Origin of the sequence: Rubellimicrobium arenae (genome assembly GCF_017916275.1) — a bacterium.
Classification (GTDB): domain Bacteria; phylum Pseudomonadota; class Alphaproteobacteria; order Rhodobacterales; family Rhodobacteraceae; genus Rubellimicrobium; species Rubellimicrobium arenae.
In genome coordinates, this window is sequence record NZ_JAFMST010000007.1 from 232,623 (window position 1) to 251,162 (window position 18,540).

Below are 18,540 nucleotides of genomic sequence, written 5' to 3' on the forward strand. Positions count from 1 at the left end.
TCAGGGCAGGCCGCGCCGGCGCAGGATCGCACGTCCGGCGCGAAGAGGCCCGGTCAGCCGCCAGGACATGCTGCCGGTGACGGCACGCAGGCGCCGGCGCAGGACGGTTACGTCCGAGCCCAGCCGCCCCGCCTCGGCCCGAAGCGCCGCCTGCGCGTCGGCCAGCGCGGCCCGTTCCGCCGCCAGGGCCTCCTTGTCCCGGCGGAGCGCGGCCACGCGCCGCCTGGCCTTGTCCCGCTCCTCCTGCAGAGCGTCGCGCTCGGCCCGAAGCCGGGCGAGTTCGGCCGCGGCCTCCTCGGCCCTGGCCTGCTCGGCCCGCGCCCGCCGCTCGGCCGACCGCCGCAAGGGCACGAGGCGCGCCCCGTCCGGAAGCCGGACCATCCCCTTGGCGTCGGGCGTGTCGATGGCCCCGAGCATCTCGGCGAACCGTTCGTGCGAATGGCGCATCGTGGCCCTGCGGGTGGCCGACGGATGGTCGTGCAACTCTCCCAAGCTGGGGTTGGTGTTGATCTCGTAGATCTGCGGCCGTCCATCCACGAGCCCGAAGTCGGCCCGTCCATAGTCGATCCCGGCCACCTCGAAGGCCCGCGCCAGCACGTCGGCGTGATCGTTTCCGCGCACGGCGGCGTCGTCGGCCCGGTAGGTGTCCTCCCCCACGAGCCCGGCCTTGCCCCATTTCACGTTCCAGCTGTCCTCGGTGACGATGTGGTCGAGCTGGACCGCCGCCCCGATCCGGAAGGTCCCGTACCGGCGGAAGATGCCCGGGGCGACCGGCTGGGCGCAGTACTCGATGACGACCAGCCCCCGGAGCGGCCGCCCCCGGCGCGCCAGGTCCTCCAGCGCGGATTCGAGGGCGGCCTGGTCCGGCAACAGGTCGGTCAGGGCGGGCAGATGCTCGGCCTCGGAGCGGACGAAGACGGGAAAGCGGCGCGGGCGCGGCCATCCATGGGCTGGATAGGCATCGAAGCCGTTGATCCCCGCCTCGTGCAGGCCGCGAAGCAGGGCATAGCGGGTGCGGACCCGGGCGGGGTCGTTGAGCACGCGGCAACGTCCGGTGGCGGCAAGGGCGCGGTGCAGCTCGGCCGCCGTCACGAGATCGATGTCCGACAGGCGTTCGAGGTCGCAGAACACGTAGGTCCCGGCCGGCACGCGCCGGGCGGCGAAAAGGTCGGGATAGGTCACCGCCCGGCAGGGCGGAGTCGGCACCCCGAACTTTGCCTCCGTCAACGACCTGACCGTCCGGTTGAACCCCGGAGTCACGATGAATCGGATCAATGCCTGCTCCCGCCTTGAGGGGCCCCAAGGTCCTGTGTAGCGTCGGTCGGGCAGGCCAACGCAAGCCGTTTCAGGGAGACATCATGACAAAGTCCGGAACCAGCGCCCCCACCCAGGCACGCCGCCTCGTCGTGGATGCCAGCCGTCTCGTCGGCATCGAATCCGTCGGCGCGGACGGGGGACCGACGCCCGTCGCCGTCGGCGTGAAGCCCCCGCCGCCGCCGGTCCGCTGATCGCGGCCCCCCGGGCGGACATGAACAGGAAGGCGGAGGGCTTCATGGAAACGATCCTGACGGTCGCGGGCACCGCGCCGATGCTGGAGGACCTTCCCTGGCTCACCGCCTTCCGTCCGGACGGCCAGCGCGGCCGCGAGGTGCAGCGGCGCGTGGCGGAAGCCCTTGCCGGCAGCCTGGACGAGGTCGTGGCGGGCGTCGCCCCCCACCGCAGCCTCCCCGCTCGGGTGACGGAGCTGGGCGACCGGCTCCGCAGCGCCGGGTCGGTCGATCCGGTCGTCTCGGCCAGCTATTTCGCGCTCCTCGCCGCCGTGAAGGCCGATGACGTGGAGCAGGCGGCCGACCGGCTCCTAGCCCTGCCCGATCTTCTCGACGCGGGCCGGCCCGAGTTCCTTTCGGACTGGGGCGCCCTGGACCCCTCGGTCCGGCGGCTCTTTGCGGGCGCGCTGTCGCTCGACCCGACCACGGTGCTCGACCTCGCGGCGCCGGACGAGGACGCGGTGCAGGCCGCCCGGAGCAGCGCCCAAACGGCCCTCGCCGCCCTGGACATCGCCCTGCCGGCGCTCGCCGCCGAGGTGAAGGAGCTGCTGTCCCAGATCGTTCTGGTGGCGGGAACGGTGAACGGCGGCGGCCGCTTCGACGGCGCGACCAGCTTCCATGCCTGGGGCGCCCTTTTCCTCAACGCCGAGGAGCATGGGAGCCGGATCGACATGCTCGACGGGCTTGCCCACGAAAGCGGCCATGCCCTCCTTTACGGCCTGTCGCTGGGGCGGCCCTTCGTGCGCAATCCTCCCAGCGAACGTCACGCGTCGCCGTTGCGGCAGGATGCGCGACCGCTCGATGGCATCTTTCATGCCACCTACGTCTCGGCGCGGATGCATCTGGCGCACGCCCGGCTGCTGGCGGCCGGAGCCGAAGGACGACTGGACCTCCGCCCCGAGGAAGCCGATCAGGCGCGGGAGCACCTGAACCAGAGCCGGACGGCCTTCTGGAACGGCTTGGGCGTCCTGGAACAGCACGCCCGACTGACCCCACTGGGCGCACGGCTGCTGGCCGGGACCCGGACCTACATGAAGGCCGCGACGGCCGGCTGACCGCATAGGACCCGTCAAGGCCAGCGCCGCGCCTGGAACTCCTCCCGGCCCCGACCGGTCCGGGATCAGGACAGGAACGGAGCCAGCAGGGCGTTGACCATCAGGACCCAGGTGGCCAGGCAAGCCAGCAGGACCGTCCCAAGCAGCAGCATCGGCGCCAGACCCGCCTCACAGCGCCCGAGAAGGTCGGCCTCGCTGATCGAGGGTGGCCCGGCCACCCGCTCCACCACCTGCACGGGTTCGAGATCAGGCTCGGCGACCAGCAGATCCTGAACCGGCCACATGCGCCGTTCGATGCGATCGCTCGCGATAGGGCTATACAATTGGTTCATGGCGTCCTTTGCAGTCCAACGCGGTCCAATTCGCCCCAGCCCGGAACTAGGGCCGTGCCCCGGGTGGTCGAGGCGGCAACGGCTTTACCTTCATGCACAGAGGAGAAAGCTGATATGATAAATGTGCATAACTACTTGGCCAAATTCACTGAACATTCGCTGCTCCTGCCGACCTGACCCTGTTCGCACAACTTCAGCGGTCTTAACTGCACATCTTCGAGCTGAACGGACCGACGGGCCAGGGATCTCCGATCAGCCGCTTTGAACGCGTTCGCGCGGCGAATCTCCATGGATCCGGTTCGCGCCCCGGGATCGACCACGGGAGTCACGTTCCGCCAGGCCAGTTTGCCACAATCTCCTACGGAGCCCCGAGCCCCGCTTGCCCGTGCGGCCAGGTCATTCGGGCCGTCCAGCCGCCGGGCGACACCGCTGCATCGAAACATCGCAGCGGGCTGGCCGACACTTCCAGGGCCAATGGAATAGGAGGCTCCCACCCAAGACGATGAGGCATTCGGCTCCGGCAGAGTCGAAGACATTCTTCTCGTAATCCTGCCGGAGGGACGGCGCCTCATCGGGTCCTCGAATTGCACGCAGGCCTGACCACCTACGCGATTAGACATAATGCAACTTCATTATCGCCGCAATACTGCCACTTTCTAGCCATCTTTCATGTCAACAGTAATTGCTCTTGGAGATAATTGTTAACGGATTGTGCACGAGCAGTGAAACAGGATGATGAAGGTTGAAATCAGCCTTCATCCCAGTCGATCAGCCGATCAACCGCCAGTCATTACGACCTGTCTGAAAAATCAATTTCCAGTTGATCCGGCGCATTGCCCGATTTGGCGTCGCATTGACCTGCGCTGCCTGCCAGACCTGCACAGTTCGAACCGGTCAGGGGCCAGCCGCTCCGAATCGGGTGCGCCCCCACCTGACGCGCGGCGGGGCGGCCGCACGCCTTGGGACGGACAGGCGACGCAGCCCCACGACCCTGGCCGGAACCGGGTCGCCCTGACGCCAGGGACGCCGGCGACGATCTTCAGGCGAGCCGCAACATCCGTCAGATTGCAGGCCGGCGCCGGTCCTTGCCCGAACGCGACCCGAGCTGCCCTGCCCGGGAGATGGTCATAGCCTGAAAGGACATCAGGAGAGGAAGAGGTTCACCACGGCCCTGACCAGGACGACCCACATGGCCAAGGCAGACAACATCGCCGCCCCCAGCAACAAAGCCGGCATCAGCCCGGCGTCGCAGGCGGCCAGGAGATCGGCCTCCGTCTGTTCGTCCGGTTCCGCATCCGCGTGATCGGCCGTGGATGCATGGTCCGGCCGCCTCCGGGACGACCATGGGAACAGGTTCAACGGATTGCTCCCAAAGGCGCTCGATAGTTCGGTCATGGTGTCCTCTGCGTCCTGACGGCCCAAGACGGGACCGCGTGCGGGCTCTGCAGTTCTTTGCAGGAATGTTGGGTCAAAATGGTTAATCCGAGGCAGTGGAAAGGCGTCTTGCAGCCATTGCCGCGACGGTTTTCCGCCGAACCGATCCACACCGGGCGACCAAGGCCCGACGGATCCGGATGCCGAGGCCCCAGTCCGCCAAACTTATCCACCGCACCTGCCCACCAGGGGAATCAATCACATCGCACCATGCACAAGGGCGGATTGCCGAACTTCGTCTGCGAGACTGATAAATCGAATGCGATTTAGTCGCAAGCGCTTGACGCAGGGCCGCGAATCTGGAAAAGGACTCACGCGATTGCATCGAGAGCGATTGATATCTCGTGCAGCGCCCCGGCGGTGGTCCATCAAGACGAACCTGTTCGGGTGATCGGCCAAGCCGCTGCAGGGCGGCGCCGTGGGCACGTACAGGAGCAGATGAATGGGACGCCTCGCAGTCACCGCCGCCGCCGCAGTCACCCTCGTCCTGGGGCTGGGCTCCGATCCGGCTGGCGCCGCGACCTGCGCCGCCGTCGGCCAGAGCTTCACGCTGACCACGTCCGCAGAAGCCACATGCTTTGCTGCGGCCGTGCCAGGGGTCGATGCGAACACCTCGGGCAACCCTGGTGGAGCGAGCCCGGACCCGATCTTTGCCCGTTACGGCGCGGGCCTGCAGCTTCTTGACAAGAGCGATGACGCCAGCAGCGGCCTGCGGCCCACCGCGCTGTCGGTCGCGAACGGAACGCTGGGTGGAACCTGGTCGATCGCCTCGCTCCTGCCCCCGGCCGGCAAGGTGTTCACGGACCTGATCCTGGCCTTCAAGACCGGCGGCAACAGCAACACGATCTCGACCTGGGCGGCCTTCCTGCTGCCGCAAGGCGTGTCCTCGGGACGCTGGGCCACCACCGGCAAGAACGCCTTGTCGCACGTGACCCTCTACGCCCGACTGGCGGATGCGCCGGTCACGTTGAATGGCGGGCTGGCCTCGGCCGCCTCGGCTGGCTCCGCCGTTCCCGCCGGATCGACCACGACCAACCCGGGCCCGGTGGCCTCTCCGGCCAAGACCACGATCACGGCCGAGGCCCTGCCGACCAGCTCGGGCGCGCTGGTGGTCGAGGCCGCCCCGAGCCAGCCCCTTCCGTCGATGGGCTTTGGAACGTCGGGAAGCCTTGTGACCCCTGTCCTCTCGGATCTCTCGGGCAGCCCCATGGCAACGAGCGCGCCGATCCTGACTGCCGGCTCCGAGGCCGCGACCATTGCGCAGCCCTCGCCGGTCCCGCTTCCGGCCGGGAGCGTCCTGCTCCTTAGCGCCCTGGGCGGCTTGGGCCTGATGCGCCGGCGCAAGCCGGCCGCCTGACGCAGGGCCGACGGGGCCGCCCGGCGTCTGCCGAGCCATCCGGCCCTGGATCAGGACGGGTCCAGGACGACATTGCGGGACTTACGAGCTCCCGCCAGCCGACAGGCGAAGCCCCTTGATCCACGGGATCAGCCGAAGGCCAGACCCGCGTCTGAAGCCCAAGCTGCCGCCTGGCAGGACCACTCCACAGGTGAACACCAGGCCTCTGCCAAACGCCCGCAGGAGCAGGCCACGGCGGACGGCGCCTCAGGACATGTCTTGCGAAGTGAGCAGATCCGGCGCGAGTCGGTCAGCCTTGCACAAGGCAACAACCCTCATCACCGCGACTCGTCAAAATTCTCAAGATTGGTTTGTTTGGTGGAGCCAAGGGGAGTCGAACCCCTGACCTCTTGCATGCCATGCAAGCGCTCTCCCAACTGAGCTATGGCCCCATCCGGTTGCAGGCTTGGGTGTCTGCTGCCTGCCCGACGCTCTCTAGTGGGCGTCGAGGAGGAGCGCAAGGGTTCTTTTTCGTCCCCCTGCGCTCCCCCTGCGTCAATCACTCGTCGTCGCCGGCGACGTCGCCCAGATCCTCGAAGGACACTTCCTCGTCCTCGTCGTCCTCCAGGACTTCGTCCCCGAGATCGGCGTCGTCGTCGACCGCGTCGTCGTCGTCGAGCAGCAGATCGTCCTCGTCTCCGATCTTGAGGCGCTTGGTCTGCGCATCCTCGGCGTCAGCGACCATGGTCCGCGAACGGCCCACGTCGATGCTGACGATCTGGCCCGTGTAGGGGCTTACCACGGGGGTGCGGTTCAGGTCGTAGAAGCGCTTGCCCGTGGTCGGACAGACTCGCTTCTTGCCCCATTCTTCCTTGGGCATCGGATGATCCTTTCCGGTTCAGCGGATCGCGCGGATGCGAGTCCAGAGAACCTCGCACTTGCAGCGCATCGGGGTCCCCTGCCATAACGGCAAACGCGTGGCAAGTGCTTTGGGTTCGGGGGGACATCGGGTGCAGGACCATATCTTACCGGGGGACCCCCCGGTGGCCGTCTCGCTGCGGCGATCGGCCCGGGCGCGACGACTTTCCCTGCGAATCTCCGGGACCGACGGACGGGTCACCCTGACGCTGCCGCTGCGGGCGCGCCTGGGGGACGGACTGGCCTTCCTGCGCGAGCGGGAGGGCTGGCTTCGGGACCATCTCGCCCAGGCGCCGACGCTGATCCTGCCCGCCTTCGGCCGGACGATTCCCTTCGAAGGGCGCGACCTGCTGCTCTGCCCCGGCGAAGGCAACCGCATCGCGATCGACGGGGACCGCCTTCTCGTGCCGTCCGGGGGCGACCGGCTGGCGGCCCGGCTCTCGGCCTTCCTTCGGGCGGCGGCCCGGGACCGGCTGGCGGCGGCCTGCGACCGCCACGCCCGCAGCATCGGCCGGAGCTACACCCGCCTGACCCTGCGCGACACGCGCTCGCGCTGGGGGTCCTGCACGGCGGATGGGCATCTGATGTTCTCCTGGCGGCTCGTGCTCGCCCCGCCCGAGGTGCTCGACTACGTCGCGGCCCACGAGGTCGCGCATCTCGCCCGCATGGATCATTCGCCCGCCTTCTGGACCCTCGTCGAGGGGATCTGCCCCGACTTCGAGCGTCATCGCGACTGGCTGCGGGTCGAAGGGATCGGACTGCACCGGCTGAGGCTCGGTTGACCCCGGGGGGCGGAGGCGCCCACAAAAGGCCATGACGCCCGAACCCCGCCCCGCCCTGTCCGAAAAGCCCACCGATTCGGGCGCGCGCATCCACGACCGGATCTACCGCGCCCTGCGCGCCCGGATCATGCATGGCGAGATCGCGCCCGGCGCGGCGCTGACCCTGCGCGGCATCGGCAAGGAGTTCGGCGTTTCCATGACGCCCGCGCGCGAGGCCGTGCAACGGCTCGCGGCCGAGGGGGCGCTGACCATGTCGCTGTCGGGGCGCATCTCGACCCCGGCGCTGTCCAACGAACGCATCGAGGAGCTGGCGACCCTCCGCGCCCTCCTCGAGCCCGAGCTGGCCAGCCGCGCCCTGCCCCGGGCGCACTTCGCGCTGATCGACCGGCTCGAGGCGATCAACGAGGGCGTGAGCCGCATGGTCGCCCGCCATGACGCCACCGGCTACATCCGCCTGAACCTTGAATTCCACCGGACGCTGTATCTGCGCGCCCAGTCGCCGGCGATCCTCGCGCTCACGGAAACCGTCTGGCTGCAGCTCGGCCCGACGATGCGGGCGCTTTATGGCCGCCTCCAGCGGACCGAGCCGCCCCGGAACCACCGCCTGATCCTGGCCGCGCTCAAGGCCGGGGACGAGCCGGGGCTGCGGCTCGCGGTGCGAACCGACGTGACGCAGGGGCTTCGGATGCTCAAGGGATGACGGGCGTTGACATGCCCTACTGTTTCACTCAACTATAGCCGCAGCCATCCCGCTCCGGCGGGACAGCCATCGTCCGTCCCGCGTCCCCAGGAGGCTCCCCGATGGCCACGCTTTCGTTCGTGCCAGCGCCGAACCCGCGCATCCCCGTTCCCCCGGTCCACGACGCCCGCGACCTCGTGGGGTCGTCCGGGCAGGCGCAGATCGTCCTCGACGGCCAGACCTACACCCTGCGCATCACCCGCGCGGGCAAGCTGATCCTCACGAAATGAGCGCGCCCGTTCCCGTGGGGGGCGCCCCGGTCGGGCATATCGACACGCTCCAGCCGCTCGAGGGGCTGTCGGTCCGGGCGCTCCGGCGCTGGTGCGACGGCGGGCGCGAGGCGCTGGCCGAGGATCTCGGCTGCGCGCTGGGCGAGGGACATGGCGAACGGGCGGCGCGCGCCTTCGACGCGCTGTGCCGGCATTGCCTGGGCGGCTGCCGCCGGCCGCTGATGCGCCATGGGGGCGGCTGCCCCTGCCTGGGCGCGGACGAGGCGGCCTTCGCCCAGCTCGTCCAGACCGCCACCGAAGGCGAGCGCGAGGACGCGCTGATGCTGGCCTGCCTGATGGTGCGGCCCGATCTCGCCCCCTCGCTCGTGCAGCTTGCCCAGGAGGCCGGCCTGGCCCTGCGCTGCGCGCTCGTGTCCTGGCAGCGGCCTTCCGCCCTGCACTGATTTCGGGCCAAGGTTCCGCCTAGCGGGGCGAACCGATCCACGGTAAGGCCACGCTGCGGTGCAGCAAGCGGAGCGGGCAGAATGCGCGAATGGTGGCGGGACGCGGTGATCTACCAGATCTATCCCCGGTCGTTCCAGGATTCGAACGGGGATGGCGTCGGGGACCTGCCCGGGATCACGCGGCGGCTCGCCCATGTGGCGGCCCTGGGCGCCGACGCGATCTGGCTGTCGCCCTTCTTCGCCTCGCCGGACCGCGACATGGGCTACGACGTCAGCGACTACAAGGCGGTGAACCCGCTCTTCGGCACGATCGAGGATTTCGACGCCCTGGTCGAGGAAGCGCACCGGCTCGGGCTTCGGGTCATCATCGACCAGGTGCTCTCGCACACCTCGGACCAGCACCCCTGGTTCAAGGAAAGCCGCCAGGACCGCATCAACCCCAGGGCCGACTGGTACGTCTGGGCCGACCCCAAGGCGGACGGCACGCCGCCCAACAACTGGCTGTCGGTCTTCGGCGGCTCGGCCTGGCAGTTCGAGGCGCGGCGGCGGCAGTACTACCTCCACAACTTCCTGACCGAGCAGCCCGACCTCAACTTTCACAACCCCGAGGTGGTGGACGCGCTTCTGGACGCCATGCGCTTCTGGCTCGACCGGGGCGTGGACGGGTTCCGGCTCGATACCGTGAACTTCTTCGTCCACGACAGGCAGCTGCGCGACAACCCGCCCTCGGAATGGACCGAGTTCCCGACCAACCCCTACGAGGCGCAGGACCACCGCTTCTCCAAGACGCGGCCGCAGAACATCGACGTGCTGCGGCGGATGCGCCGGCTCACCGACGAATACCAGGACATCATGATGGTGGGGGAGGTCGGCGAAGCCGGGCGCCAGATCGACATCATGGCCGAATACACCTCGGGCGGCGACAAGCTGCACATGGCCTATTCCTTCGAGTTCCTGGGCCCCGACCACACGGCCCGCCATTTCCGGAGCCGCGTCCAGGCCTTCATGGACAAGGCCCCGAACGGCTGGCCCTGCTGGTCCTTCTCGAACCACGACGTGACGCGCCACGCCACGCGCTGGACCAAGCCCGGCGGCGACGTGGACGCGGTGGCCCGGCAGTCCGTCGCCATGCTCTGCAGCTTTCCCGGCACGCTCGGCCTCTATCAGGGCGAGGAACTGGGCCAGACCGAGACCGACATCCTCTTCGAGGAATTGCGCGACCTCGGCTACATTTCCTTCTGGCCCGAGATCAAGGGCCGCGACGGCTGCCGCACCCCCATGGTCTGGGAGCACGCGCAGACCAACGCGGGCTTCTCGACCGGCCTTCCCTGGCTTCCCGTCAAGGAACCGCAGGCCGCCCGGTCCGTGGACCTGCAGGAGGCGAAGAACGACTCCGTCCTTCATGCCTACCGGGCCAGCCTCGCCTTCCGGAAGTCGCATGACGCGCTGCGGCTGGGCACCACGGGCTTCCTCGACCTTCCCGAACCGATCCTGGGCGTCGTGCGTTCGCACGGGGGCAAGGTCCTGACCTGCCTGTTCAACCTGAGCGAACGGCCGCTCGGCCTGACCCTGTCGGACGAGGCGCAACCCGTCGGCCCCCAGCAGGCCGAGGTGGCGGGCCGGACGGTGACCCTTCCCGCGCACGGCTACGTTTATCTCGAGTCGGCCGCTGCGCTGGACGTTTCGACCGAGACCTCGGGGGCAGCCGCGGCAGTCGGGGCCGGGGCCTGACGAACCGGATTTGGGCGGGGGTTCCCTTCCCGGGGTGGCGCGGCTAGCGTCGCGCCACCATGACGGATGAAGCAAACCTGGGCGTCGATATCGGCGGCACGTTCACGGACGTTGTGCTCGAAACGGGCGGGCGTCTCCACTCCACCAAGGTCCTGACCACCTACGCCGCGCCCGAGGACGCGATCCTCGACGGCCTGCGCCAGGTCTGCGCCAAGGCGGGCCTGCCGCCCTCCGCGCTCACCCGCATCATCCACGGCACCACGCTCGCCACCAACGCCCTGATCGAGCGGCGCGGCGCGCGCACCGCCCTCATCACCACCGAGGGCTTCCGCGACGTGATCGAGATGCGGACCGAAAGCCGCTTCGAGCAGTACGACCTCAACCTCGTCCTGCCCCTCCCCCTTATCCCGCGCGACGCCCGCTTCACCCTGCGCGAACGCGTGGACGCCGGGGGGAATGTCCTCCACCCCCTCGCCCGCGCCGACATCGAGGCGCTGGTCCCGGAGCTTGAGGGGTTCGACAGCGTCGCCGTCGGCTTCCTCCACAGCTACCTGCGCCCGGATCATGAGCGCCTCGTGCGCGAGGTGCTGGCCGACCGCCTGCCGCACCTGTCCGTGTCGCTCTCCTCCGACGTCTCGCCGCAGATGCGGGAATACGAACGCTTCAACACCACCTGCGCCAACGCCTACGTCAAGCCGATGATGGAGTCGTATCTCGGCCGCCTCCGCGACCGCCTCGCCGCCGATGGCGCGGCCTGCCCCATCTTCCTGATGCACTCGGGGGGCGGCATCGTCTCCATCGAGACGGCGGCCCAATATCCCGTCCGCCTCGTCGAATCCGGCCCCGCGGGCGGCGCGATCTTCGCCGCCGACGTGGCCCGCCGCCACGGCCTCGACCGCGTGCTCAGCTTCGACATGGGCGGCACCACCGCCAAGATCTGCCTGATCCGAGACTTCGCCCCCAAGACCGCCCGCGTCTTCGAGGTCGCGCGAAGCTACCGCTTCAAGAAGGGCTCCGGGATGCCGATCAGCATCCCCGTCATCGACATGGTGGAGATCGGGGCCGGCGGCGGCTCCCTCGCGCATGTGGACTCCATGCGCCAGATCCGCGTCGGCCCGGAATCGGCGGGCAGCGAACCGGGCCCCGCCGCCTACGGGCGCGGCGGCACACGCCCGGCCGTCTCGGACGCCGACCTGATCCTCGGCCGCCTCGACCCCGACAACTTCGCCGGCGGCTCCATCCCCCTCCACCCCGACCGCTCCGAGGCCGCGCTGCGCGCCGAGGTCGGGCAGCACCTCGACATGGACCCCGTGCAGGCCGCCTTCGGCGTCTCCGAGGTGGTGGACGAGAACATGGCCAACGCCGCCCGCGTCCACGCGGTCGAGAATGGCGAGGACCTGAGCGACTACACCATGATCGCCTTCGGCGGCGCGGCCCCCCTCCACGCCGGGCGGCTCTGCGAGAAGCTCGGCATCACGCGCCTGCTCGTCCCGCCGGGGGCCGGGGTCGGCTCCGCCATCGGCTTCCTGCGCGCCCCCTACGCCTTTGAGGCCACGCGCTCGGTCTACATGCGCCTCGACGCCTTCGACGGCGACACCGCCCGCACGATCCTCCACGACCTCGCCGAGGAGGCCAGCGCCTTCGTCCGCTCCTGCGATCCGCAGGCGACGATCCTGACCGACGTGAAGCTCTACATGCGCTACAAGGGCCAGGGCTGGGAGATCCCCGTCCCCCTCGCCCCCGACCTCGCCGCCGCCCCCACCACCGAGGCGCTGCGCGACCGCTTCACCGCCGACTACGCCGCCCTGTTCGGCCGCGCGGTCCAGGGTCTGCCGATCGAGATCACCGTCTGGGCCGTCAACGCTTCCACGCCCCTCGCCGCCACCCAGCCCACCCCCGATGCGACGGCCTCCGGCGAGGCCGAGGGCACCCACCGCCGCCTCTTCGACCCCGTCGCGGGCGAATGGGCCGACGGACGCACCCTCCCCCGCGAACGCCTGACCGACGGCATGACCGCCCCGGGCCCCCTCGCCGTCACCGAGGCCGAGACGACCGTCATCGTCCCTCGCGGCTTCACCGTCACCGGCCGCGCCGACGGCTGCCTTGACATCCGGAGGACCGCATGACGCAACGCGCGGTGCCCCAAGCCTCCGTCAACCCATCCCTGCGACACTCTCCCCACGCCCCGAGGAGGACCGCATGAGCGTCCAAAGCCAGATCATGTGGAACCGCCTGATCTCCATCGTGGAGGAGCAGGCGCAGGCCCTCATCCGCACGGCGTTCTCCACCTCCGTCCGCGAGGCCGGGGACCTGTCGGCGGGCATCTACGACCAGCGGGGCCGGATGCTGGCGCAGGCCGTCACCGGCACGCCGGGCCACGTGAACGCCATGGCCGCCGCCGTCGCCCACGTCATGCGCGAGATCGGCACGGACACGATGCACGACGGCGACGTCTACATCACCAACGACCCCTGGATGGGCACCGGCCACCTCCACGACATCACCGTGGTGACGCCCGTGTTCCAGGGCGGGCAGCTGGTGGCCTACTTCGCCTGCACGGCGCACGTCGTGGACATCGGCGGGCGCGGCTTCGGCGCCGACGGGGAATCGGTCTACGAGGAAGGCCTCCAGATCCCCATCATGCGCTTCGCCGCCCAAGGCGAGGTCGACCGCACCCTGATCGCCATGCTCCGGGTCAACACCCGCGAGCCCGATCAGGTCATCGGCGACATCTACGCCCTCGCCGCCTGCAACGAGGTCGGGCTCCGCCGCCTGCGCGCCATGCTGGGCGAATACGGGCTCGCGGACATCGAGTCCCTCGCCGATTTCATCGTGGACGCCTCGCACGCGGCCACGGTCGCCGCCATCGCCCGCCTGCCCCGCGCGACGGCCTGCAACACGATGACCACCGACGGCTATGCGACGCCCATCACGCTGGCCTGCACCGTCGCGACCCACCCGGATCACGTCCTCGTGGATTTCGCGGGCACCTCGCCGCCCGATCCCAAGGGGATCAACGTCCCGTTCATCTACACGGTCGCCTACGCGGCCTACGCGCTCAAGATCGTGCTGGCGCCCGAGGTGCCGAACAACGCCGGATCGCTCGCCCCCTTCCGCGTCACCGCGCCCGAAAACACCATCGTCAACGCCCGCCGCCCGCACCCGGTGGCGCTGCGCCACGTCATCGGCCACCTGATCCCCGACACCGTCTTCGGCGCGCTGGACCAGATCCTGCCCGGCACCGTCCCCGCCGAAGGCGCGGGCGCGCTCTGCAACTTCCAGGTCTCCCTGCGCGGCCCGAACGGCGCGCGAAGCGAGGTGCTGTGCTTCAACTCCGGCGGCACCGGCGCGCGGCCCGGCCTCGACGGCCTGAACGCCACCGCCTTCCCCTCCGGCGTGATGACCATGCCCGTCGAGGCGACGGAGCACGCGGGCCCCATCGTCATCCACCGCAAGGAGCTTCGCCCCGATTCGGGCGGCGCGGGCCAGACCCGCGGCGGGCTCGGCCAATACATGGAGGTCGGCCCGCGCGACGGCTTCGCCATGGAGTTCCGCGCCCAGTTCGACCGCAAGAGATACCCCGCCCGCGGACGCGACGGCGGCCAGACCGGCGGCCCGACCGTGGTGCAACTGTCGGACGGCACCGACTTCCCGGCCAAGGCCCGTTTCCAGGTGCCGCCCGGCCAGACCGTGCGCCTCGCCTTCCCCGGCGGCGGCGGCATGGGGTCCCCCGCCGCCCGCGACCCGGAGGCCGTCGCCCGCGACGTCCGCCTCGGCTACATTACCGAGGAGGCCGCGCGGCGCGACTACGGATGGACGCCATGACCCAGTCGCCCCAGCACGCCTCCTATGATGTCGTCATCGTCGGCGGGGCCATGATCGGCTCTTCGGTCGCGTGGTGGCTGTCGCGCGACCCGGCCTTCCGGGGCCGCGTCCTCGTGGTCGAACGCGACCCGACCTACGCCCAGGCGGCCTCTTCGCTGTCCCATTCCTCGATCCGCCAGCAGTTCGGGTCGGAGGTGAACGTCCGCATCTCCCGCTTCGCGGCCGAGTTCATCCACAATTTCCGCGACTGGATGCAGGACCTGGAGGCGCCCGAGATCCGGCTCCAGAGCTTCGGCTACCTTTACCTCGCCGACAACGAACCCTTCGCCGAGGTGCTGCGCGACAACGCGGCCATGCAGAACGCGCTGGGCGCCGCGACCCGCATCCTCACCCCCGAGGAGATCAAGGCCGAATGGCCCTGGTTCGAGGTCGACGACCTCGTCTGCGGCTCGCACAACCCGGTGGACGAAGGCTACTTCGACGGCGCGACCATCTTCGACTGGTTCCGCCGCAAGGCCCGCCAGCAGGGCGTCGAGTACATCCGCAACGAGGTCGCGGACCTCGACCTTTTGAACGGCCGCGTGACGGGCGTGCGGCTCGCCTCAGGCGAGGCCGTGGCCTGCGACTGGGTCGTGAACGCCGCCGGAACCCGCGCCTCGCGCATCGCCGCCCTCGCGGGGCTGCCCCTGCCCGTGGAGCCGCGCAAGCGCTACTCCGTCCTGTTCTCCGCCGCCGAGCCGCTGCCCAAGGACATCCCGCTGACCATCGACCCGGCCGGGGTCCATGTCCTGCCGAACGGGGCCAACTACCTCGCGGGCTGCGTGCCGGACCCCGACCTAGGCGCCGACCCCGACGACTTCGTCATGGACCACGCCCTGTGGGAGGAGTTCATGTGGCCGGCGCTGGCCACCCGCATCCCCGCCTTCGAGCGGTTGCGCGTGGTCTCCACCTGGGTCGGCCAGTACGATTACAACACGCTCGACCAGAACGCGGTGCTGGGGCCGTCGCCGGACCTGCCCAACCTCCTGTTCGCCAACGGCTTCTCGGGCCACGGCTTCCAGCAGGCCCCTGCCGTCGGGCGCGGCCTCGCCGAATGGATCATCCACGGCGGCTGGCGCAGCCTGGACCTGTCGCCGCTGGGCTACGACCGCGTCCTCCGGGGCGAGCCGCTGCGCGAACGCGCCATCATCTGAGGGATCGCCATGCTGAAAAAGATCGTCCTGACCGGAGCCGCAGGCTCCCTCGGCTCCGCCCTCCGGGAGCGGCTGTCGCGGATGTGCGACCAACTCACCTCCGTGGACATCAAGGATGCGCCCGGACCCCTCGCCTCCAACGAGACCTGGGCCGTGGCCGACTGTGCCGAGATGGAGGAGGTCGCGCCGCTGATGGAGGGCGCCGAGATGGTCGTGCATTTCGCCGCCATCCCCGACGAACGCTCCTTCGAGGAGCTGCTCCGCCCCAACTTCATCTCCTCCTACGTCGTCTGGGAGGCCGCCCATCGCGCCGGCGCCCGCCGCGTGGTCTACGCCTCCTCGGTCCATGCCGTCGGGATGCATGAAACCAACGCCGGCATCGACACCGACGCGCCCCACCGCCCCGACACCTTCTACGGCCTGTCCAAATGCTTCACCGAGGACCTCGCCCGCCTCTACTGGGAAAAGCGGGGCCTCGAGGCCGTGTGCCTGCGCATCTTCTCGGCCACCGAGACGCCGCAGAACACCCGCGCGCTCGGCACCTGGCTGTCGCGTCCCGATCTGGTCCGCATGGTCGAGCGGGCCGTGGATTCGCCCACGACCGGCTTCTGCGTCGTCTACGGCGTCTCGGCCAACGACCGTGCGCCGGTGTCGAACGCCAAGGTCGCGTTCCTGGGCTACCGGCCCCAGGACAACGCCGAGGCTTATGCCGCCGAGATCCTCGCCAAGGCGGGAACGCCCGATCCGCAGAACCCGGCGCAGATGCGGCTCGGCGGGCCGTTCGCGTCCGTCCCGCTGGGCGAAAGCGGGGTCGCGGGCATCCAGCAGATGACCAAGGGGGCCTGACCGCGCCGCGCGGGCCGTCGTTCAGCCGGGCGCCTTCCGGAGGCTGACCCCGGACAGCCGGCGGAGCGCCCGCGCCTCCGGGCCGATCGGGACCAGGGACCAGCATGGCCGAGATCCTCCGCACGCTCCGCTACGCCGAGATCCTGGGCCGTGACGCCATCGGCCTGAGCCGCGCCACCCTGTCGCCCGCGCGCCCGCCCGGCCTTCACGACCACGACTTCCACGAAATCCTCTGGGTTCAGAACGGCACCCTGCGGCATCACACGGCGGCTGGTCGGCGCGACCTGCCCGAAGGGACCCTGCTCTTCCTGCGCCCCGAGCACGCCCATGCGCTCCAGGGCCGGGGCGACGACACGCTGGTCGTGTCGGTCACCCTGCGGCCGGACCTGGTCGAGGAGTTGGCCCAGCGCCATCCCTCCCTGGCCGGCCGGCTGCTCTGGGGAACGGCGCCGTCCCTCCTGTCGCGCGACAGCCGCCAGCTGGCCGAGCTGAACCAGGCCGCCCTGCGGCTGGAGCGGAGCGCGCGCGACCCCCTGGCCGCCGAGGCCTTCCTCCTCCCCCTGGTCGCCGGCCTCCTGGCCGAGGATGTGGCGCTGCCTGCGGGCGCGCCGGACTGGCTGCGGACGGCCTGCCTTGCGGCGCAGACGCCCCGGGTGTTCCGCGACGGCGCGGCGGGCTTCGTCCGGGCCGCCGGGCGCGCCCACCCCCATGTGAGCCGGACCGCCCAGCGCTACCTCGGCCAGACGCCGACCGACTACGTCAACGCCCGGCGCATGGCCCATGCGGCGCGGCGGCTGTCCGGGTCGGCGGACCCGCTGCCCGAAATCGCCGCCGAATGCGGGATCGAGAACCTGAGCCACTTCCACCGCCTCTTCCGCGCGGCGCATGGCATGACCCCGGGCGCCTGGCGGCGCCTGCACCAGCGCGAGGTCACGCAGCCGGGCCTCGCGGCCAAGGACGCCAACGAGGAGGCCTGACGGTCCGAGGTTGCCTGAGCCCCCCTCGCGTGCCACATCTCGGGCAGACAAGGGAGGTCGCCCGTGCAGATCGACAGACCCCAGAGCCACGGCCTCGTGGCAGTTCCCCCCCTCCATGAGCCCCGCAACCCGGGGATGCCGCTCGACCTCGACTGGGTCCGGCGCGTGCAGGCCAACACCTCGGCCATCGAACGGCGCGCCGCCACGCTGCCCGGCCGCCGCAGCGTCAAGAAGGACTGGCAGGCCGCCTGGCTCTGCAAGGCCATCTCGGTGATCGACCTGACGACGCTGTCGGGCGACGACACCGAAGGCCGCGTGCGCCGCCTGTGCGCCAAGGCCCGGCAGCCGGTCTCGCCCGAGATCCTCGACCGGCTCGGCATGACCGGCCTCACCGTCGGCGCGGTCTGCGTCTACCACGACATGGTGCCCGCCGCCGTCGCCGCGCTGCGCGGAACGAACATCCCCGTCGCCGCCGTCTCGACCGGCTTCCCGGCGGGCCTGTCGCCCTTTCATCTCCGCATCGCCGAGATCGGGGAAAGCGTCGCCGCGGGCGCCCGGGAGATCGACATCGTGATCTCGCGCCGCCACGTCCTGACGGGGAACTGGCAGGCGCTCCATGACGAGATGCGCGAGATGCGGGCCGCCTGCGGCGAGGCCCATGTGAAGGCGATCCTCGCCACCGGCGAGCTCGGGACCCTGCGCAACGTCGCGCGCGCGTCGTTGGTCTGCATGATGGGCGGCGCGGATTTCATCAAGACCTCGACCGGCAAGGAAAGCGTCAACGCCACCCTGCCCGTCACGCTGACCATGCTTCGCGCGATCCGGGACTACCATGACGCGACCGGCATCCGCATCGGCTACAAGCCCGCGGGCGGCATCAGCAAGGCCAAGGACGCGCTCAACTACCTCGCGCTCATCAAGGACGAGCTCGGGGACCGCTGGCTCCAGCCCGACCTGTTCCGCTTCGGGGCGTCCAGCCTCCTGGGCGACATCGAGCGGCAGCTCGAGCATCACCTGACCGGCGCCTATTCCGCCTCGTGGCGGCACGCGCTGGCCTGACCAAACCGTCAATGCACCGCGCGGTGGTCCAAGGTTTCGTCAAGGATTGCGCGGCAGAGTTGGGGGCATCGCCACGCCCCCGCCAGGGCCCGA

At 70.1% G+C, this 18,540-nt stretch carries 18 protein-coding genes and 1 tRNA gene; 14 read left to right on the plus strand and 5 right to left on the minus strand.

The genetic code is table 11. The features are described 5' to 3' along the window. Positions 1-1,275, minus strand: a complete 1,275-nt coding sequence (locus J3P31_RS12970; RefSeq protein WP_210528895.1) for a hypothetical protein — start codon at positions 1,273-1,275, stop codon at positions 1-3. Positions 1,276-1,358: 83 nt separating this feature from the next. Between J3P31_RS12970 and J3P31_RS12975 the strand changes: the two genes are divergently transcribed. After that, complete coding sequence (locus J3P31_RS12975) at positions 1,359-1,508, plus strand: hypothetical protein (RefSeq protein WP_210528896.1); 150 nt, start codon at positions 1,359-1,361, stop codon at positions 1,506-1,508. Positions 1,509-1,552: 44 nt separating this feature from the next. After that, entirely contained in the window at positions 1,553-2,602 is a 1,050-nt protein-coding gene (locus tag J3P31_RS12980) for an aKG-HExxH-type peptide beta-hydroxylase (RefSeq protein WP_210528897.1), read from the plus strand. Between the two features lie 65 nt (positions 2,603-2,667). Here the strand turns inward: J3P31_RS12980 and J3P31_RS12985 are convergent, their stop codons facing one another. Beyond that, a complete protein-coding gene (locus J3P31_RS12985; protein ID WP_210528898.1) occupies positions 2,668-2,934 on the minus strand; it encodes a hypothetical protein in 267 nt (88 codons plus the stop codon). Positions 2,935-4,077: 1,143 nt separating this feature from the next. Next, a complete protein-coding gene (locus J3P31_RS12990) occupies positions 4,078-4,356 on the minus strand; it encodes a hypothetical protein (RefSeq protein WP_210528899.1) in 279 nt (92 codons plus the stop codon). Positions 4,357-4,810: 454 nt separating this feature from the next. Between J3P31_RS12990 and J3P31_RS12995 the strand changes: the two genes are divergently transcribed. Beyond that, positions 4,811-5,725 carry a VPLPA-CTERM sorting domain-containing protein gene (locus J3P31_RS12995; RefSeq protein ID WP_210528900.1) on the plus strand — a complete coding sequence of 305 codons (915 nt, stop codon included), beginning with the start codon at positions 4,811-4,813 and terminating at the stop codon, positions 5,723-5,725. A 355-nt stretch (positions 5,726-6,080) separates the two neighbouring features. On the opposite strand, the gene J3P31_RS13000 is transcribed toward J3P31_RS12995, so the two are convergent. Both J3P31_RS13000 and J3P31_RS13005 read right to left on the minus strand, forming a co-directional pair. Continuing rightward, positions 6,081-6,156, minus strand: a tRNA-Ala gene (locus J3P31_RS13000). A gap of 107 nt (positions 6,157-6,263) precedes the next feature. Next, positions 6,264-6,584, minus strand: coding sequence for a TIGR02300 family protein (locus tag J3P31_RS13005; RefSeq protein WP_210528901.1), 321 nt, complete (start codon positions 6,582-6,584; stop codon positions 6,264-6,266). Between the two features lie 130 nt (positions 6,585-6,714). Between J3P31_RS13005 and J3P31_RS13010 the strand changes: the two genes are divergently transcribed. From J3P31_RS13010 to deoC, 11 genes are all read left to right on the plus strand, one after another. Then, positions 6,715-7,404, plus strand: coding sequence for a M48 family metallopeptidase (locus J3P31_RS13010; protein WP_368373076.1), 690 nt, complete (start codon positions 6,715-6,717; stop codon positions 7,402-7,404). Positions 7,405-7,435: 31 nt separating this feature from the next. Continuing rightward, positions 7,436-8,104 (plus strand): GntR family transcriptional regulator, encoded by a 669-nt coding sequence (locus J3P31_RS13015; protein ID WP_210528903.1) that lies wholly within the window; start codon positions 7,436-7,438, stop codon positions 8,102-8,104. A 101-nt stretch (positions 8,105-8,205) separates the two neighbouring features. After that, positions 8,206-8,373, plus strand: coding sequence for a hemin uptake protein HemP (hemP, locus tag J3P31_RS13020; protein ID WP_210528904.1), 168 nt, complete (start codon positions 8,206-8,208; stop codon positions 8,371-8,373). After that, the gene (locus tag J3P31_RS13025; RefSeq protein ID WP_210528905.1) at positions 8,370-8,816 is read left to right on the plus strand and encodes a hypothetical protein; all 447 of its coding nucleotides are present in this window, start codon (positions 8,370-8,372) and stop codon (positions 8,814-8,816) included. Before hemP ends, J3P31_RS13025 begins: the two co-directional genes overlap by 4 nt. 81 nt (positions 8,817-8,897) lie before the next feature. Further along, the gene (locus tag J3P31_RS13030) at positions 8,898-10,547 is read left to right on the plus strand and encodes an alpha-glucosidase (RefSeq protein WP_210528906.1); all 1,650 of its coding nucleotides are present in this window, start codon (positions 8,898-8,900) and stop codon (positions 10,545-10,547) included. Positions 10,548-10,606: 59 nt separating this feature from the next. Then, positions 10,607-12,673 carry a hydantoinase/oxoprolinase family protein gene (locus J3P31_RS13035; RefSeq protein WP_210528907.1) on the plus strand — a complete coding sequence of 689 codons (2,067 nt, stop codon included), beginning with the start codon at positions 10,607-10,609 and terminating at the stop codon, positions 12,671-12,673. A gap of 73 nt (positions 12,674-12,746) precedes the next feature. Further along, on the plus strand, positions 12,747-14,372 hold the full coding sequence (locus tag J3P31_RS13040) for a hydantoinase B/oxoprolinase family protein (protein ID WP_210528908.1): 1,626 nt from the start codon (positions 12,747-12,749) through the stop codon (positions 14,370-14,372). Then, positions 14,369-15,565: an NAD(P)/FAD-dependent oxidoreductase gene (locus J3P31_RS13045; protein WP_246849482.1), complete on the plus strand. Its 1,197-nt coding sequence runs from the start codon at positions 14,369-14,371 to the stop codon at positions 15,563-15,565. The genes J3P31_RS13040 and J3P31_RS13045 overlap by 4 nt, the downstream gene beginning before the upstream one ends. Before the next feature lie 9 nt (positions 15,566-15,574). Then, complete coding sequence (locus J3P31_RS13050; protein WP_210528910.1) at positions 15,575-16,411, plus strand: NAD-dependent epimerase/dehydratase family protein; 837 nt, start codon at positions 15,575-15,577, stop codon at positions 16,409-16,411. Between the two features lie 104 nt (positions 16,412-16,515). Then, on the plus strand, positions 16,516-17,388 hold the full coding sequence (locus tag J3P31_RS13055; RefSeq protein WP_210528911.1) for an AraC family transcriptional regulator: 873 nt from the start codon (positions 16,516-16,518) through the stop codon (positions 17,386-17,388). 135 nt (positions 17,389-17,523) lie between these two features. After that, positions 17,524-18,447 (plus strand): deoxyribose-phosphate aldolase, encoded by a 924-nt coding sequence (deoC, locus tag J3P31_RS13060; RefSeq protein WP_210528996.1) that lies wholly within the window; start codon positions 17,524-17,526, stop codon positions 18,445-18,447. The last annotated feature ends 93 nt before the right edge of the window (positions 18,448-18,540 follow it).

Excerpts from the sequence above, each read along its gene's own strand:
- J3P31_RS13030 (WP_210528906.1), top strand. The coding sequence starts at position 8,898 with ATGCGCGAATGGTGGCGGGACGCGGTGATCTACCAGATCTATCCCCGG.
- J3P31_RS13025 (WP_210528905.1), top strand. The coding sequence starts at position 8,370 with ATGAGCGCGCCCGTTCCCGTGGGGGGCGCCCCGGTCGGGCATATCGAC.
- J3P31_RS13005 (WP_210528901.1), bottom strand. The coding sequence starts at position 6,584 with ATGCCCAAGGAAGAATGGGGCAAGAAGCGAGTCTGTCCGACCACGGGC.
- J3P31_RS13050 (WP_210528910.1), top strand. The coding sequence starts at position 15,575 with ATGCTGAAAAAGATCGTCCTGACCGGAGCCGCAGGCTCCCTCGGCTCC.
- J3P31_RS12975 (WP_210528896.1), top strand. The coding sequence starts at position 1,359 with ATGACAAAGTCCGGAACCAGCGCCCCCACCCAGGCACGCCGCCTCGTC.
- J3P31_RS12980 (WP_210528897.1), top strand. The coding sequence starts at position 1,553 with ATGGAAACGATCCTGACGGTCGCGGGCACCGCGCCGATGCTGGAGGAC.
- deoC (WP_210528996.1), top strand. The coding sequence starts at position 17,524 with ATGCCGCTCGACCTCGACTGGGTCCGGCGCGTGCAGGCCAACACCTCG.
- J3P31_RS13035 (WP_210528907.1), top strand. The coding sequence starts at position 10,607 with ATGACGGATGAAGCAAACCTGGGCGTCGATATCGGCGGCACGTTCACG.
- J3P31_RS13045 (WP_246849482.1), top strand. The coding sequence starts at position 14,369 with ATGACCCAGTCGCCCCAGCACGCCTCCTATGATGTCGTCATCGTCGGC.
- J3P31_RS13040 (WP_210528908.1), top strand. The coding sequence starts at position 12,747 with ATGAGCGTCCAAAGCCAGATCATGTGGAACCGCCTGATCTCCATCGTG.
- hemP (WP_210528904.1), top strand. The coding sequence starts at position 8,206 with ATGGCCACGCTTTCGTTCGTGCCAGCGCCGAACCCGCGCATCCCCGTT.
- J3P31_RS13055 (WP_210528911.1), top strand. The coding sequence starts at position 16,516 with ATGGCCGAGATCCTCCGCACGCTCCGCTACGCCGAGATCCTGGGCCGT.
- J3P31_RS12995 (WP_210528900.1), top strand. The coding sequence starts at position 4,811 with ATGGGACGCCTCGCAGTCACCGCCGCCGCCGCAGTCACCCTCGTCCTG.
- J3P31_RS13015 (WP_210528903.1), top strand. The coding sequence starts at position 7,436 with ATGACGCCCGAACCCCGCCCCGCCCTGTCCGAAAAGCCCACCGATTCG.
- J3P31_RS12985 (WP_210528898.1), bottom strand. The coding sequence starts at position 2,934 with ATGAACCAATTGTATAGCCCTATCGCGAGCGATCGCATCGAACGGCGC.